The sequence below is a fragment of the Brevibacterium sp. 50QC2O2 genome, assembly GCF_024580675.1.
Taxonomy (GTDB): domain Bacteria; phylum Actinomycetota; class Actinomycetes; order Actinomycetales; family Brevibacteriaceae; genus Brevibacterium; species Brevibacterium moorei.
The window spans coordinates 15,270-31,034 of the sequence record NZ_JANIJZ010000022.1; the positions used below are offsets into that span (position 1 = coordinate 15,270).

The 15,765-nt window shown below is 65.8% G+C and carries 11 protein-coding genes and 2 tRNA genes; 6 read left to right on the top strand and 7 right to left on the bottom strand.

Annotation, left to right across the window (positions count from 1 at the left end):
* The first annotated feature begins 85 nt into the window (after positions 1 to 85).
* Positions 86 to 586 carry a thioesterase family protein gene (locus NQ038_RS13735; protein WP_257049682.1) on the top strand — a complete coding sequence of 167 codons (501 nt, stop codon included), beginning with the start codon at positions 86 to 88 and terminating at the stop codon, positions 584 to 586.
* Positions 587 to 592: 6 nt separating this feature from the next.
* Here the strand turns inward: NQ038_RS13735 and NQ038_RS13740 are convergent, their stop codons facing one another.
* Entirely contained in the window at positions 593 to 2,272 is a 1,680-nt protein-coding gene (locus tag NQ038_RS13740; protein ID WP_257049681.1) for an AMP-binding protein, read from the bottom strand.
* Positions 2,273 to 2,422: 150 nt separating this feature from the next.
* On the opposite strand from NQ038_RS13740, the gene NQ038_RS13745 reads away from it, so the two are divergent.
* The gene (locus tag NQ038_RS13745; protein WP_257049680.1) at positions 2,423 to 2,854 is read left to right on the top strand and encodes a thioesterase family protein; all 432 of its coding nucleotides are present in this window, start codon (positions 2,423 to 2,425) and stop codon (positions 2,852 to 2,854) included.
* A gap of 114 nt (positions 2,855 to 2,968) precedes the next feature.
* Positions 2,969 to 4,141, top strand: coding sequence for a hypothetical protein (locus tag NQ038_RS13750; protein ID WP_257049678.1), 1,173 nt, complete (start codon positions 2,969 to 2,971; stop codon positions 4,139 to 4,141).
* 137 nt (positions 4,142 to 4,278) lie between these two features.
* On the opposite strand, the gene NQ038_RS13755 is transcribed toward NQ038_RS13750, so the two are convergent.
* On the bottom strand, positions 4,279 to 5,508 hold the full coding sequence (locus NQ038_RS13755; protein WP_257049677.1) for an amidohydrolase family protein: 1,230 nt from the start codon (positions 5,506 to 5,508) through the stop codon (positions 4,279 to 4,281).
* Positions 5,509 to 5,664: 156 nt separating this feature from the next.
* Here NQ038_RS13755 and NQ038_RS13760 point away from each other — a divergent pair, with 156 nt between their 5' ends.
* Together NQ038_RS13760 and NQ038_RS13765 are read left to right on the top strand one after the other, a co-directional pair.
* On the top strand, positions 5,665 to 6,993 hold the full coding sequence (locus NQ038_RS13760; RefSeq protein ID WP_257049676.1) for an O-acetylhomoserine aminocarboxypropyltransferase/cysteine synthase family protein: 1,329 nt from the start codon (positions 5,665 to 5,667) through the stop codon (positions 6,991 to 6,993).
* Positions 6,990 to 7,490: a CoA-binding protein gene (locus NQ038_RS13765; protein WP_257049675.1), complete on the top strand. Its 501-nt coding sequence runs from the start codon at positions 6,990 to 6,992 to the stop codon at positions 7,488 to 7,490. Before NQ038_RS13760 ends, NQ038_RS13765 begins: the two co-directional genes overlap by 4 nt.
* Here NQ038_RS13765 and recQ read toward each other — a convergent pair.
* Positions 7,487 to 9,358: a DNA helicase RecQ gene (gene recQ / locus NQ038_RS13770; RefSeq protein ID WP_257049700.1), complete on the bottom strand. Its 1,872-nt coding sequence runs from the start codon at positions 9,356 to 9,358 to the stop codon at positions 7,487 to 7,489. The genes NQ038_RS13765 and recQ overlap by 4 nt on opposite strands.
* A 75-nt stretch (positions 9,359 to 9,433) precedes the next feature.
* On the bottom strand, positions 9,434 to 10,675 hold the full coding sequence (locus tag NQ038_RS13775) for a flavin-dependent oxidoreductase (protein WP_257049674.1): 1,242 nt from the start codon (positions 10,673 to 10,675) through the stop codon (positions 9,434 to 9,436).
* A gap of 319 nt (positions 10,676 to 10,994) precedes the next feature.
* Between NQ038_RS13775 and NQ038_RS13780 the strand changes: the two genes are divergently transcribed.
* Positions 10,995 to 11,684: an aspartate/glutamate racemase family protein gene (locus tag NQ038_RS13780; protein ID WP_257049673.1), complete on the top strand. Its 690-nt coding sequence runs from the start codon at positions 10,995 to 10,997 to the stop codon at positions 11,682 to 11,684.
* A 123-nt stretch (positions 11,685 to 11,807) separates the two neighbouring features.
* Here the strand turns inward: NQ038_RS13780 and NQ038_RS13785 are convergent.
* From NQ038_RS13785 to NQ038_RS13795, 3 genes are all read right to left on the bottom strand, one after another.
* Positions 11,808 to 11,880, bottom strand: a tRNA-Ala gene (locus tag NQ038_RS13785).
* A 1-nt stretch (position 11,881) separates the two neighbouring features.
* Positions 11,882 to 11,954, bottom strand: a tRNA-Ala gene (locus NQ038_RS13790).
* Positions 11,955 to 12,089: 135 nt separating this feature from the next.
* Positions 12,090 to 15,614, bottom strand: a complete 3,525-nt coding sequence (locus tag NQ038_RS13795) for a DEAD/DEAH box helicase (RefSeq protein WP_257049672.1) — start codon at positions 15,612 to 15,614, stop codon at positions 12,090 to 12,092.
* Between the last annotated feature and the right edge of the window lie 151 nt (positions 15,615 to 15,765).

The following is a 15,765-nucleotide window of genomic DNA, read 5'->3' on the forward strand; positions in this document are numbered from 1 at the left end:
CAGCCCCTTCACGGATGATAGCTTGAGTCCTGGGCCCGGCCTGATTGGCCGGGCCCAGGACTTTTTCAATGACGAAGGGATCCCCATGCCGCAGGCGCATCCAACCTACGACCAGCTGGCCGACCTCCCCCGGTACGGTTCGTATACCGTTCCGCCGGAGTGGGTCGACGCCAACGGCCATATGAACATCCGACATTACTTCGACGTGGGTTCTCAGGCCGCGATGGAGCGCGCGGCAGGCCTGGGCCTCGACGCCGAGTACATGACCAACCGCAATCTGGGCGTCTTCACCGTCGAACAGCACATGCGGTATCTGGCCGAGATGCGCCTGGGCGCCAACCTGTCGACGCGCGTGCGCATCGGTGGGATCGGCTCCCGTGCGCTACTCCTGGCCTCCTATGTGCTCGACGACGACAATCGGCGCTTGTCGATGATCTTCGAGACGATGCTCGTGCACATCTCCTTCAGCACCCGCCGCACCACTGACTTCCCCGACGATCTGCGCGAAGACCTTGATGCGGCAGTCGCCGCCGAGGACGCGCTGGGCTGGGATCCCGCGTTGAGCGGCGCCCTGCGAATCCGCTGAGCCGCCTCAGGAGGTCAGCTGCGCACCCTCTGCGCGCAGCTCGACCTTGCGGACTTTGCCGGAGACCGTCATGGGGAACGACTCCCTGCGTTGGACGTACCTGGGGATCTTGTAGTGGGCCAGGCGGCCCGCGCAGAATTCCCGCAGGCCCTCCGCCGTCAGCTCGGGAGCCCCCTCGCGCAGAATCACCCAGGCCATGAGCTCCTCCCCGTACTTCGCATCGGGCACCCCGACCACTTGGACATCGGCGATGTCGGGGTGGGTGTAGAGGAACTCCTCGATCTCGCGCGGGGCGATGTTCTCCCCGCCCCTGATCACCAGATCCTTGATCCGGCCCGCGACGTCGACGTAGCCGTCGTCGTTCATGATCGCCAGATCCCCCGTGTGCATCCACCGCCCCGAATCGATCGACTCCGCGGTCTTATCGGGCTGTTCCCAGTACCCGCGCATCACCGAATACCCACGGGTACACAGCTCCCCCTTGATTCCGCGGGGGACCTGCAGGCCCGTCGCCGGGTCGACGATCTTGATCTCCACGAAGGGCATCGCCCGGCCCACCGTCTGCGTCCGGCGCTCCAGGGAATCGTCCGTCCGGGTCATCATGGATACCGGCGCCGTCTCCGTCATGCCGTAGCAGATGGCGACCTCGGGCATGTGCATGGTCTCGATGACCTTGCGCATGACTTCGACGGGACAGGTCGAACCCGCCATGACCCCCGTGCGCAGACTGGACAGGTCGTAATCGGCCAGATCTGCCAGGGCGAGTTCTGCGATGAACATCGTGGGCACGCCGTAGAGGCTGCTTGCGCGTGTGCGCTGCACGGCCGCCAGAGTGCGCGCCGGGTCGAAGGCCGGAGCCGGTATCACGGTCGCTGCGCCGTGGGAGAATGCGGCCAGGGTCCCGATCACCATGCCGAAACAGTGGAAGAAGGGCACGGGGAGGACCACCGAGTCCTCCTCGGAGTAGTTCAGCATCTCCCCGATCGAGTACCCGTTGTTGAGGATGTTGTGGTGGCTCAGGGTGACGCCCTTGGGGAATCCAGTCGTGCCAGATGTGTACTGCAGATTGATCGGATCGTCGGGATCCAGCTCCGCCCCGATACGCGCCAAACGTGCTGACATCCTGATCCCGGGATCCTCCATCAGCCGTATGCCTGCGGCACAGAGCGCGGACAGGCGCTCCGCATCCGGCAGAGGGTGATCGGTCTCGCAGAGCGCCGTCGGTGCGGTATCGATGAACACCAGATCGAACGGGTGTTCGGCCTGCACTTCCCTGGCGATGGCGATGAAATCGGAGTGTGGCGGTGCGGCGATTTGACTGATCAGCAGCTTCAGACCGGAGTGTTCGACGATGAAGTCCAGCTCATGGCTCCGGTATGCCGGGTTGATGTTGACCAGGATCGCGCCGATCCTGATCGTGGCGTACATGGCCAGGGTCCATTCGGGCAGATTCTGTGCCCAAATGCCCACTCGATCACCCCGCCCGATTCCGCGCTCCGTGAGCGCCGCTGCGAGTTCGGCCGTCCTGGCATCCAGTTGCGCATACGTCCAGGTGCGCTCGGAGGCGACGTCGATCAGGGCTGTGCGATCCGGATGGGCGGAGACGACTCTGGCGAAGTTCTGCCCGATCGTCTCGCCCAGCAGGGGCGTGCTCCCGGTTCCGCACGTATATGAGAGGTCTGTCATTTCCTCGCCTTTCATCACGGCGGCCCCGCCGCCGACGGACACCCTTGTCCGATAGCCTCCCAATATGCCACCACGCCGGAAGCGGCGCAATCATCCGCCACACGGCGCTACCGGCCATGGCACCATGGGGTTATGAACGAACATTCGACAATGACAGTTACAGACCCGGACCACGCCGCTCTGGCCGATTTCCCCCAGATCAGCCGGGACACGATCCGCTACGGCGACACCGACAGGCAGGGGCATGTGAACAACAGCGTGTTCTCCTCCTACTTCGAAACCGGGCGGGTTACCACACTGGACGCCGCCAGGGCACAGACCGCCGACTCCAACCGTGAGTTCGTCCTCGCCTCGATCACCATCGACTATCTGCGCGAACTGCACTGGCCAGGCGAGGCCACGGTCGGCACACGGATTTCGAAGGTGGGGCGGACCTCGGCGACGATGGAGCAGCTCCTGGTCTCAGCCGGCGAGGTGAGGGCCAGGGCCACGAGCACCATCGTGCAGATCGATACTCTGACCCGCACTCCGACACCGTTCACCGAAGCGCAGCGGCGGGGCTTCGCGGAGACCTTGGCATAACGGCAGTCACATGGTGTCTTCCATCTCACATAGTGAGTTGGATCTATCATCGGTGCAGGTCAGATGGAAAACTGTGTCGGTCAACTCTTCCCGACCCTCGAAGGAGGGACACGAATGAATCCCGTCTACGCGATCGTCGTCGTGATGTTGTTCATCGCACTGGGCGAAATCGTCTCCATCTGGTCCAAGGCCAGGGTGCCCAGTCTGCTCATCGCGATGCTGGGCATCTTCATCGTCGCCAAGGCCGGCTGGGTGCCCGAGAGCCTGGTCGACGACACCGGCCTGCTGTCCTTGTACACCATCATGTCAGCGCCGCTGCTGTTCCACATGGGTTCGATCATCCCGTTGCGGACACTGGCCAAACAGTGGCGGTCCGTCCTTATCACCTGTGGCGGTATGGCGATCGCGGTGGGTGTCATGGCCCTGGTCATCTGGCCCCTGTTCGGTTTCCAGACCTTCGTCGCGGGCTCCGGCCCTTTGGCCGGCGGCATCGTGGCGACCGGGTTGACCACCGCGGGTCTGAAGGAACACGCCGTGGCAGGCGCTGTGCTGGTGCTGCCGTCCCTGGTCCTGATGCTGCAGTCCGTGCCATCCATGCCGATGACGAACTTCCTGCTGCGGCGCCACGCGATCAGGCTGCGCGACTCCGGTGAGCTCGAACAGCTCGCGGCCGCGCACAAGGCCGATGAGGAAATGGCCGCCACGAAGAAGAAGCTCGTCAACCTGCCCAAGGCGCTGACGGACAATGAGCTGTTCATGCTGTTCATCATCTTCTGCGGTGGCGCCCTGGCGGTGGCCATCTCCGGCCCGACCCACATCCCGTCGTCGATCGTCGCGCTGATCCTGGGCATCATCTGCACCTGGCTGGGGCTGACGCCCGACCGCGCGATGGAACGCGCCAGCTCGTTCGGCCTGGGCATGGCCTCGATCATCGCGGTGGTCGTCGCGCCGCTGATGGCAGCCTCCATCCCGGATATCCTCCACGCAATCGTGCCATTGATCGCCATTCTCATCATCGGCGGGCTTGGGATCATGCTCGGCGGCTACATCGTCACGAAGCTCCTGAAATGGAAGGGCAGCCTGGGCATGTCCGTCGCCCTGACCGCCATGTACGGCTTCCCCGCCGACTACCTCATCACCAATGAGGTCGCCCGCGGTGTCGCACGCAGCGAAGAGGAGAAGGAGTCGCTCCTGGCGGTCATGCTGCCGCCGATGCTCGTCGGCGGCTTCACCTCGGTCAGCGCCGGTTCGGTGGTCATCGCCTCGGTCCTCGTGGCATTCCTCTAGGACCCATCGGACTCAGACCCATCCGACACAGTGCAGGGGCCGTTCCCGTCTGATCGACGGGAACGGCCCCTGCACTGTGTCCGGGAGCATCGGCGCTCCCGGGCCCGGGGACCCGCGAGCGCCGATGATCGGATGGCTCAGCGCATGCGCACACCGTCCTGGAAGACACCCGCAACCCGGCGACGTGCCTCGGTCACCCCGACGGACTCCAGATCCCCGTCGAACAGCACCAGGTCGGCGGCCAGGCCGGGCGCGATCGCGCCGACCACGTCGCCGATGTCCATCAGTTCGGCCGCCACCGAGGTCCCTGCCGCCAGAACATCCGCGGTCGACATCCCAGCCTGGGACTGCAGCAGTTCGAGTTCCTCCAGGTTCTGCCCGTGCTCACCCACGCCGGCATCGGTTCCCATCGCGATCTTGACGCCGGCGGCGTAGGCCCTGCGGACGGATTCCGCGTGAACCTCGGCGACCATCTTGGCCTTCTCCACCAGGGCCGGCGGGATGGGAGCTCCCGATTCCGCGCCCTTGATGACGGCCAGCGGCGCCTGCAGAGTGGGCACGAGGTAGGCGTCCTTGGCCAAGAACAGTTCGATCAGCTCATCGGTGAGGTAGATCCCGTGCTCGATCGAGCGCACGCCGGACACCAGGGCGTTCTTGATGCCCTCGGAGCCCTGTGCGTGTGCCATCACATAGCCACCCTGCGCCTGGGCCTCCTCGACGATGACGGCGATCTCATCACGGGTGAACTGGCTGTGCCGCGGATCGTCTGCGGCTGACAACACACCGCCGGTCGAGCAGATCTTGATGTGGTCGGCGCCCGCGCGCAGGATCTCCCTGGCCTTCTTGCGCACACCCTCGACCCCGTCGGCCACTCCGTCGGGCCGACCGTAGTGCGGCAGCGACATGGTGCCGTGGACACCCGACGGCAGCCATCCGTCACCGTGCCCGCCCGTCTGGCTCATGATCTGGATCGCGAGCTTGAGCTTGGGACCGACGATCAGCCCCTTCTGCAGCGCCAACCGGCACCCGGCATCGGCTCCCCCGGCGTCACGGGCATAGGTCACTCCCCCGTGCAGTGTCTTCTTCAGCAGGTCCACCGAGCGGTAGAACTGATAGGTGAAGGGCTCGTGGAAGGAGTCGAGCGACCCGGCGGTCTCGCTGGTGACGTGGACATGGCAGTCGATGATGCCCGGTGTCAGCGTCTGCCCGGTGGCATCGACGACCTCGGCGTCCGGGTGGCCTGCCGCACCGGTTCCGGCGGGCAGGATCTCGGCGACCCGGCCGTCGGAGACCAGGACGTCCTGAGCGCCTGCGAAGGACGTGCCGTCGAACACGACGGCACCTGTGATCAGGGTTTTCTTTGTCATGGGGCCACCCTATCCGGCCGGGTGTTCTACACCACGGCACATCCGCGATTCGAAATCCCGCAGCGCAGGAACTCCGGGCTCGATAGAGTGGAGGCATACCCCTGTTCTCCAGGCCCGTCCGCCGAGATGTGCGGATCGGGCAGAAAGCGAGCCGTCTTGGCCGATCACGAATTCGGATTCCGCACCCGCGCCCTGCATGCGGGTGCCGTCCCCGATGCGATCCACGGGGCGCGTTCCGTCCCGATCTACCAGTCGACGTCCTTTGTCTTCAAGGACTCCGACGATGCTGCGAACCTGTTCGCCCTGCAGAAGTTCGGCAATATCTACTCGCGCATCGGCAACCCGACAGTCGCGGCCTTCGAAGAGCGCATCGCCAGTCTGGAGGGCGGGATCGGCGCTGTCGCCACCTCATCGGGAATGGCCGCGGAATTCGTCACCTTCGCGGCGCTGGCCCAGGCCGGCGACCACATCGTCGCCTCCAGCCAGCTCTACGGCGGCACCGTCACCCAGCTGGACGTCTCACTGCGCCGCTTCGGTGTGGAGACGACCTTCATCACGGGCACGGACCCGGCGGACTTCGAAGCCGCGATCCGGCCCAACACCAAGGCCGTCTACACCGAACTCATCGCCAATCCCTCCTCCGAGATCGCCGAGCTGGAGGGCCTGGCAGCGGTCGCGCACGCCCACGACATCCCGCTGGTCGTCGATGCGACGCTGAACTCCCCCTACCTGTGCCGCCCGATCGAATTCGGCGCCGACATCGTCATCCACTCCGCCACCAAGTTCATCGGCGGCCACGGCACCACCCTGGGCGGTGTGGTCGTGGAGTCGGGGAAGTTCAACTGGGCCAATGGCAAGTTCCCACTGATGACCGAACCGATCCCCAGCTACAACGGCATCAGCTGGTGGGACAACTTCGGCGAATACGGCTTCCTGTTCCGGCTGCGCAACGAACAGCTGCGCGATTACGGTCCATCCCTGCAGCCACAGGCAGCCTGGCAGCTGATCCAGGGAGTCGAAACACTGCCACAACGCCTCGACGAGCACGTCGCCAATGCGCAGGCTGTGGCAACGTGGCTCGAAGCCGATCCGCGCATCGCCTATGTGAACTATTCGGGCCTGGAGAGCCACCCCCACCACGCCCGCGCCCAGAAGTACCTGCCCAAGGGCCCCGGCTCCGTGTTCTCCTTCGGCACCGCAGCCAGCGGCGACAAGGACGGTCGGACGGTGGGCGCCGACTTCATCGAGCACCTGCAGGTCGCCAGCCACCTGGCCAACATCGGCGATGCCCGCACCCTGATCCTGCACCCGGCATCGACCACCCACCAGCAGCTCTCCGCAGAACAGCTCGAGGCCGCCGGCGTCGGCGCCGATCTCATCCGCATCTCGGTGGGGTTGGAAGACCTGGCCGACATCATCTGGGACCTCGACACGGCATTGACCGCCGCCACCGGTACAACCCACGAAGGAGGTGTGGCCGCATGACCGCACAGGAGACAACTCGCACCTGGACGGGCCCCGGAGCCCAGGATCGTCTGCGCATCATGAGCGAGGCGAAGTCCGTAGCGATCGTCGGAGCCTCCGCGAAGCCGGCCCGTGCCTCGAACTTCGTGGCCACATATCTGCTGGCCGACAGTCCCTACCGCGTGTACTTCATCAATCCGCGGGAGCAGGAGATCCTGGGCCATCCGGTCTATGCGAGCCTGGACGAACTGCCGGAGGTCCCCGACATCGTCGACGTGTTCCGCCGCGATGAGGACCTGCCCCAGGTCGCCCGCGACGCCGTGCGGATCGGCGCCAGGACGCTGTGGCTCCAACTGGGATCCTGGAATGAGGAGGCGGCCCACATCGCCGAGGACGCCGGTCTGGAGGTCGTGATGGACCGCTGTCTGAAGATCGAGCACGCCAGGTTCCACGGCGGGTTGAACCTGGCAGGGTTCAACACCGGCGTGATCTCAGCCAAGCGCCAGATCCTGGACTAGGAGTCCGCGAGTACGGCGAGGAGTCCCTCGCCGTACTCGGCCAGCTTCTTCCGGCCCACCCCGCTGATCGAGCCCAGGGCCGACACCGACCCGGGCCGCGCCTCGACGATGCCCACCAGGGTGGCGTCGGAGAACACCATGTACGGCGGAATCCCCTTCTCCCTGGCCACCGAGGTGCGCCAACCGCGCAAAGCCTCGAAGACCTCGCGGGCGGCCGGCTCGAGGGCATCGGCGGCGCGGCTGCCCGCCGAACGACCGCCGATGGTACTCGAGCGGCGTTTGCGTTCGGGCCGCCGGTCCTCGGCCAGTTCGACGGCCACCTCGCCGCGCAGCACCGGGCCGGCGTGTGGGCCGGGAATCAACACCCCGTAGTCGCCCACCGCGTCCAGGATCCCGCGGGCCAACAGCTGACGGGCCAGGGTGCGCCACTGCTTCGGCCCCAGCTCCGAACCGATCCCCCATACGCTCAGTTCCTCGTGCCGCGATTCGCGTGTCCGGTCACTCTCATTGCCCAACAGCACATCGACGATCTGTCCAACGCCGAAGTGCTGGCCGCGCTCGCGGTCCAGCCGGATGACCGCTGAGAGGAACTTCTGCGCGGGAATCGTCGCATCCCACACCGCCGGCGGATTGAGGCAGGTGTCGCAGTTGCCGCACGGTTGGGAGTTCTGCCCGAAATAGCGCAGCAGCTGGACCCGACGGCACCCGGTCGTCTCACACAGTGCCAGCATCGCGTCCAGGTGGGCATTGGCATTGCGCCGGAACAGGTCCCCGGCATCCGAGCGCTCGATCATCCGCCGCTGGCTGACCACATCGCCCATCCCGTAGGCCAGCCAGGCCACCGAGGGCAGGCCGTCGCGGCCGGCGCGACCGGTCTCCTGGTAGTAGCCCTCGATGCTCTTGGGTAGGTCCAGATGGGCGACGAACCGGACATCGGGTTTGTCGATGCCCATTCCGAAGGCGATCGTCGCGACCATCACCACCCCGTCCTCGCGCAGGAAGCGCTCCTGATTTCCGGCCCGCACCGCCGGGTCCAGACCTGCGTGATAGGGCAGGGCGTCGATGCCGCGGGCCGCCAGCCATTCCGCGATGGTCTCCACCGATTTGCGGCTCAGGCAGTACACGATCCCGGCCTCGCCCGGGAACTCCCCGGTGATCAGGCTCAGCAGCTGGTCGCGCGGCCGGTCCTTCGGTTCGATCCGGTACTGGATATTGGGCCGGTCGAAGCTGGAGACGTAGTGGCGGGCGTCGTCGAGCGCCAGGCGCTCCGTGATCTCCTCGTGCGTCTCCGCCGTGGCGGTGGCGGTCAGGGCGATGCGCGGGACCGTGGGGAACGCCTCTGCCAGGACCGATAGGCCCAGGTAGTCCGGTCGGAAGTCGTGGCCCCACTGGGCCACACAGTGGGCTTCGTCAATGGCGAACAGCGCGATCGGGGCGCGGGACAGCAGGTCCAGGGTGCGCGGCAGCACCAGCCGTTCGGGCGCCAGGTAGAGCAGGTCGAGTTCGCCGGCCAGCAGCTGGGACTCCACGGCCCTGGCCTCGTCGAGGTCCTGGCTCGAGTTCAGATAGGCCGCGCGGATGCCGTTGCCCTCCAGGGCTGCGACTTGGTCGGCCATGAGCGCGATGAGCGGGGAGACGACGATTCCGGTACCCGGCCGCAGCAGGGCGGGGATCTGATAGCACAGGGATTTTCCGCCGCCGGTGGGCATGAGCACGACCGCGTCGCCACCGGAGGCCACCCGGTCGATGATCGCGGCCTGGTCTCCGCGGAAGGACTCGTAGCCGAACACCTCCTGCAGGATCTGCAGGGCGCGCGCCCTGCGTGCCTCTTCGTCTCCGGGAACCCCCTGGGGCCCGCTGTACGTCATCGCCTCGGTGTGCTCGTCTTCCACCCCGTCAGCTTAGGACACGTGCCCTGCGGCGCTCACCGCCGGCCTCGCGCTTCACTGCACGGTCAAAGACGTCCGCTCGTTGAGAGTGGCCGGATGGAAACCGGCGGCGACCTTGTAGTCGGAGGCGATCGTTTCGAGTTCCGCCGCCGAGATCACATCGTGGATGTGGGTGAAGCCCTGCGGGGCCCGTTCATAGGCCAACAGCATGACCAGTTCCGGCCCGGTCTGCCGCGTCTTGGCCAGGAGCGCCGCGGTCGCAGGACGCTGGACCGCTTCGTAGGCGGCCAGCGCCGAGTCGATGTCCTCGGCCGTAGCCAGGTGGAAGGCGAGGGTCCGGGCGTCGAGGATCGCCTGGGAGCCGCCGTTGGAGCCGTTCGGGTACATCGCGTGGGCGGCGTCGCCCAGCAGGGTGGTGCGACCGAACGTCCACTGGTCAAGTGCGTCGCGGTCGACCATCGGATACTCGAGGATCTGTTCGGCCGCGCCCAGCACCGCGGGCACGTCCAGCCAGGGGAACTTCCAGGCGGCGAACCGTTCGAGCAGGGGCTCGGCGGCCACGGGGTGGTTCCAGTCGGCCGTGGGGTCCCCCGCAGTGCGGGCCTCGGCGATGAAGTTAATCTTCTGCGTTCCGTCGGGACGGACGTTCTCTAGGGGGTAGGCCACGAACTTCTGGTCGCCGTCGCCTGCCATCACCATGGTGGCCCCGTCCAGGAAGGGGTCGACGATCGCGGTGCCGCGCCAGTTGATCAGGCCGCTCCAGGGAGGGGCGCCCTCGGCCGGATAGCGCAGGGCCCGCAGGGCCGAATGGATTCCATCGGCGCCGACCAGAACGTCGGTGGACACCTCGACCGGTCCCGAGGCCGTTTCAAAGGTCGCCAGCTCCGTCCCGTCGGGCTGCGAGCGCACTCCTACCAGCCGGTGACCCTCGTGCACGGCATCGCCCAGGCGTTCGCGCACGGCATCCAACAGGAGCATCTGCAACCGGCCGCGGTGCACCGACAGCTGTGGCCATTTATAGCCCGCACGGGTGCCCCGTGGTTCGCTCCAGATGTGCTGGCCGTAGCGGTTGTAGTACGCCAGAGTGGTCGGTTCCACGCCGAGTTCCTCCAGCCGTTCGGCCAGGCCCAGCTCGGTGAGTTCGCGCACCGCGTGCGGCAGCAGGTTCAAGCCCACGCCCAGCCCTCGAATCTGCTCCGAGCGCTCATAGATGTGCACGTCGGACAGGCCGGCGGCGTGTAGGCTCAGGGCCAGGGAGAGTCCACCGATTCCCGCTCCGGCGATGGTGATGCGCATGTTCTGACTCCTATGTCGGGGTTCCCCACTATAGGAGCCGTCCGACCAATCTGCGCGGATCGTCTCAGCGTGCGAACGAAGGGAACACAGTGACGTCCGGTTTCACAAAAATCACCGTTCTGGATGCAGGGGTACTCGGCAGCCAGATCGCGCAGGCGGTGCCGGATTCCACGGTGCCCGCCACGAACTCATCGGTTCTGTTACCCAGCAGGCCTGGGCCGCCTATCTCAGGGCCGACTACCTCGACCGGGGCACGTTCGGCGTCGAATCGGGTGAGGGTTTCTACCGCTGCGACTGAGCGAACCCGTAGGATCGAAGCGTGAAGATCATCGGTGTGCTGGGCGGTATGAGCTGGGAGTCCTCACTGGACTGGTATCGGATGGCCAATGAGCAGGTCCGGGATCGGTTCGGCGGCTTTCATTCCGCGCCGATCCTGCTGGACTCGCTCGATTTCGCTGAGATCGAGGCATTGCAGGCCACCGGCGATTGGGATGGTGCGGGCCGTATCCTCGCCGCGCATGCGCGGGGGCTGGAAGCCGCTGGGGCGGGACTCGTGGTGTTGTGCACGAATACGATGCACTTGGTCGCCGACCAGATCAGCGCAGCCATCGACGTCCCATTCATCCACATCGGTGACACCACCGCCGAGGCGATCAGGGCCAAAGGCCTGGCCACGGTGGGGCTGTTGGGAACCGCGTTCACGATGGAGCAGGCCTTCTATCGCGATCGCCTGGCCGACCACGGCATCACATCGTTGATCCCGGACGAAAAGGACCGGGCGACGGTGCACCGGATCATCTACGAGGAATTGGTCCGCGGTATCGTCACCGAGGATTCGCGGCAGGCGTATCGGGAGGTCATCGGCCGGCTCGTCGCTGCCGGAGCCCAGGGAATCGTCCTGGGGTGCACGGAGATCGAGCTGCTCATCGGCCAGCAGGACTCGCCGGTCCCGGTGTTCCCAACGACCGCGCTGCATGTCACCGCGGCCTTGGCCGCCGCCGAGGAATGACCGCTGTCCCTTTCATCCGCCGGCGTGGGGATTCGGGGTGCGGCGTGCTCAGAGAAACGAAAAACGACAATGCCCGGACCCTCACGCTCTCAAGCGATCGGAATCCGGACATTGCCGATGATGTGGAGGTAAGGGGATTCGAACCCCTGACCTTCTCCATGCCATGGAGACGCGCTACCAACTGCGCCATACCCCCGTGGAGCTAAGGGGAATTGAACCCCTGACCTCTTCATTGCGAACGAAGCGCTCTACCAACTGAGCTATAGCCCCGGGCCGCCCGGCGTTCCGGGCAACGAGATAACTATAACCAGGTCCTGGGCGGCATTGCAAAACGAGACGGCATATGTGGCCGATTTGTGCGATGATTCACACACCTGCATCGGGCCGGCGCTCATGCCCCTGCACTCATGTTCCTGGCTCGAACAGCTGCCGGATGTCATCTGCGGTGATGTCGGAGGAGAACGCAGTCTCATTGTCCATCAGGCTGGAGAACAATTCGGCCTTCTTCTGCTGCAGGGCCAGGACCTTCTGCTCGATCGTGCCGTCTGCGACCATGCGGTAGACCATGACGCTGTTGGACTGCCCGATCCGGTGGACCCGGTCGATCGCCTGTGCTTCGGCCGCAGGGTTCCACCACGGGTCGAGGAGGAAGACGTAGTCCGCCTCCGTCAGTGTCAGGCCGAATCCCCCGGACTTCAGGCTGATGAGGAACACCGGCTGGTCCCCTGACCGGAAATCCTTGATGACCTGCGAACGCGCCCTGGTCGCCCCGTCCAGATAGGAGTATGCGATGCCCCCGTGTTCCAGCCGGCCGGCTACCCGGTGTAGGAAGGAGGTGAACTGGCTGAACACCAGAACCCGGTGGCCCTCTTCGATGACCTGGCCCAGGCGTTCGGAGAGTTCGTCGAGTTTGCTCGATGGCACGTCGGCGTACTCCTGCGGGTCGACGATCGCGGGGTCCAGTGCCAGCATGCGCAACAGGGTCAGCGAGCGGAAGACGATGAACCGGTTCTTGTCCAGGTCGTCGACCAGCCCCAGGATCTTCTTGCGTTCCCGTTGCAGTACGGCGTCGTAGAGCCTGCGGTGTTTGGGGACCAGTTCGACACTGACGGTCTGTTCCTGCTTGGCCGGCAGATCGGCCGCGACCTGTTCCTTGGTCCGCCGCAGCATGAAGGGCCGCACCCGGGCCCGCAGCGATGCCATCCGGGTCGGGTTCTCCCCCGATTCGATGGGCTTGACGTAGTGGTCGCGGAACCGCCGGGCCGAGGCCAGTAGGCCGGGTTCTGCGATGTTGAGCAAGGCCCACAGGTCGGTCAGCGAGTTCTCCATGGGAGTGCCGGTAATCGCCAATTTGAAGTCGGCGGGGACCCGGGCGGCCGCCTGATGGACCTGCGCGGTCTGGTTCTTGACGAATTGCGCCTCGTCGAGGATGAGACCGGACCAGGCTGTATCCGCGAACTCGGCCTGGTCGATGCGCAGGATGGTGTAGCTGGTGATGACCAGGTCCGCCCCGGTGATCGCATCTGCCAGCGGTGTCTTGCGTTTGCCGGTGGTGGAGCCCAGGCGCACTACGTTCAGGTCCGGGGTGAAGCGCGCGGCCTCCTGCTGCCAGACTCCCGTGACGGAGGCGGGCGCAACGACCAGGAACGGCGCGCCGGCCGTACCGGGCCCACTGCTTTCGACCGCGTGGGCGATCAGCGCCAGTGTCTGCATCGTCTTACCCAGGCCCATGTCATCGGCCAGAATGCCACCCAGCTTGTGCGCGTGGAGGAATGCCAGCCATTGGAATCCCGCTTGCTGGTAGTCGCGCAGCTCCGCTTTGAGACCCGCCGGCACTGCTATCGGCTCGATGGCCGTGATGTCGCGTAGGCCCGCGATGGACTCCAACCAGTCCTGATCGGCGCGGGATTCGTCTGCGATGTCATCGAGTTCGTCCCAGAAGGCGACCTGGTGCTTGGCCATTTTGGGAGCCTCCGGATCCCATTCACCCAGGGCGTCCGCCTCCGTGAGGAGGTTGCGCAGTTTCTCGAAGGCCGGGTGGTGCAGGGAGAAGAAGCTCTTATCGACCAGCAGGAGTTTGTCCTTGCCCTGGGCCAGCGCCTTGAACAGCGTGGGGAAGGGAATGGTCCGCCCTTCGACCGTGATCTCGAAGCCCAGGTCCAGCCAATCGTGTTTGTCGACTTTGTCCGCGGTGACGCTGATGTGCGGTTCTGCCTGCAGCTGCTGGTAGGCGGGCCGATTCCCTGAGATCATGACCGCGACGTCGTCCGTCCGCTCCAGTTTCGGCAACGTCAGATGGGTGAAGGCGGCGGTTGCGACGCCTTCGAGGCTCTGGCGTCCGGTCACGGCCAGGTCGCCGTCGAGCAGTCGGACCCGGGCCACGACCTCGGCTTCGAATGATCTATCACGGCCGGCTCCCTCCTGGAATTCCAGCGGCACGGGGCCGACGTGGCCGGGATAGTCGAACTCCCAGTCGATCGTCAGCCGGTCCTTGGCCCCGTAACGCAGATGGGCCAGGAGTTTCGGCCGGGCCGGTTCCGGCAGCACGACGGAATCGTCGGTGCTATCGAGGTCTACCTGGGGCAGGATGCGCGGGTAGTAGTCGGCGAAGAACTCCTGGGAGTCCTCGGCCCCGATGCGCACGGGTTCGCGGAGGAACATGTGCCGGACGGCCGGCGTCAGCGGTTCGCTCAGTGGGTGCAGGGTCAGGGCGTGGCTGGGTCCGGTCCGCCCCCGCCCGCGAGCGGGGGCGTCGGTATCGCCCAGAGCGACGAACTCCCCGATGCCCACCCCGCCGATGGTGTGGACTCCACCGGCCGGGCGCGGGCGCACGGTCGGTTCGAGTATCAGGTCCCCTCGATCGCCTCCGGACGGTTGGCGCACGTCGATGAAGGCGGTCACCGGCTCCCCCAGGCCAACGTCGCCGATGAAGCCGGCGGGCAGAAAGACGACACCGGCGGCCTGCGCCTCCTGCAGCAGATCCCAGACGAGCGTCGAGGTGAACTGTTCGATCCCCAGCACCTCGCCATTGGACCCGTAGCCTTCGTGTTCTGCCGAATAGAGCCGATAGATCCGGGCCAGGACGTCCGTCTGCGCATGTTTGTACTTCGAGGTCTGTGCCGAGTTCGTCAGTGAGCGCCAGCTCAGGCCGCCTTTGATCCAGTTATTGCGCTTGCCCGGTCGCATCAGTCGCATGGCCACGCGCATCTCCGGGTCCGCAGCGGCGTCCTCGGGTTCGAATGAATCTGGCAGTTCCTGGCCCCACCAGTTGCGCACCGGCTTCGGACGCAGTTCGAACTGGATGGCCACGGGCACCAGGGTTTCGTCCGCTTCGATCCAGCGCAGCGCACCCAGTTCCTGCCGCCAGGTGGACTTCGGCGCCTGTGGGACAGCCGGCGGGGCGAAGCGTGCGGGTACAGAGGAGTCCGTCCCTGTGCCTGCGGCAAGGGCATCTGCGAATTGCACGTCCAGGCCGTGTTCTTGCGCCCACTGCATGAGGTTGTCGATCGCGGCTGCGGTTTCCGGGGCCGCCTGCCCAACTGTGCCGGATCCGGATACCGCAGGGCCCGGGTGGACCCGCTGCTGCCGGAATTCCGGTGTCAGAAGCCAGGCGATGGCCGCCGCGTGCTTGCACATGACGCCGACCGGGCACGCACAGCTGGCCCCGACGATCTCCGAAGCGCGCCCATCGGAGTATTCGACCACCGTCAGCTTCGTCGAGTACTGGGCGCCCTGCGAACCGGCGACTTCGGCGTATAGGGACGACGTCCGCTCCTGGCCGATCGGCCCTTCGACGAGGCTGGAAGCCGACAGTTCGAGCGCCTCGACCATTCCCCGGTTGGCATAGTCGGACCCGCGCTGCGAGGTGCGCGGATCGAATCGCTCGTTGACCGTCTCCGGAGAGAGTTCCGGCAGCTGTACGTCTTCCACACCTCAATCGTTGCATACGGTACTGACGTTGATACTTGTAGGGATGGTTTCCATCCAGGGTGTGACCCAGGCACTGACTGGCCACCACAGTGTGTGCCTTTGCCGTGATCTGTCCACCCACCAGGGAATCATCGAGTGTCCCGACCGGACG

What these genes read in the sequence shown, in the direction of transcription:
- NQ038_RS13750 (WP_257049678.1), top strand. Translation starts at nt 2,969, where the DNA reads ATGAATCCCGTCTACGCGATCGTCGTCGTGATGTTGTTCATCGCACTG.
- NQ038_RS13755 (WP_257049677.1), bottom strand. Translation starts at nt 5,508, where the DNA reads ATGACAAAGAAAACCCTGATCACAGGTGCCGTCGTGTTCGACGGCACG.
- recQ (WP_257049700.1), bottom strand. Translation starts at nt 9,358, where the DNA reads ATGACGTACAGCGGGCCCCAGGGGGTTCCCGGAGACGAAGAGGCACGC.
- NQ038_RS13740 (WP_257049681.1), bottom strand. Translation starts at nt 2,272, where the DNA reads ATGACAGACCTCTCATATACGTGCGGAACCGGGAGCACGCCCCTGCTG.
- NQ038_RS13765 (WP_257049675.1), top strand. Translation starts at nt 6,990, where the DNA reads ATGACCGCACAGGAGACAACTCGCACCTGGACGGGCCCCGGAGCCCAG.
- NQ038_RS13745 (WP_257049680.1), top strand. Translation starts at nt 2,423, where the DNA reads ATGACAGTTACAGACCCGGACCACGCCGCTCTGGCCGATTTCCCCCAG.
- NQ038_RS13775 (WP_257049674.1), bottom strand. Translation starts at nt 10,675, where the DNA reads ATGCGCATCACCATCGCCGGAGCGGGAATCGGTGGACTCTCCCTGGCC.
- NQ038_RS13735 (WP_257049682.1), top strand. Translation starts at nt 86, where the DNA reads ATGCCGCAGGCGCATCCAACCTACGACCAGCTGGCCGACCTCCCCCGG.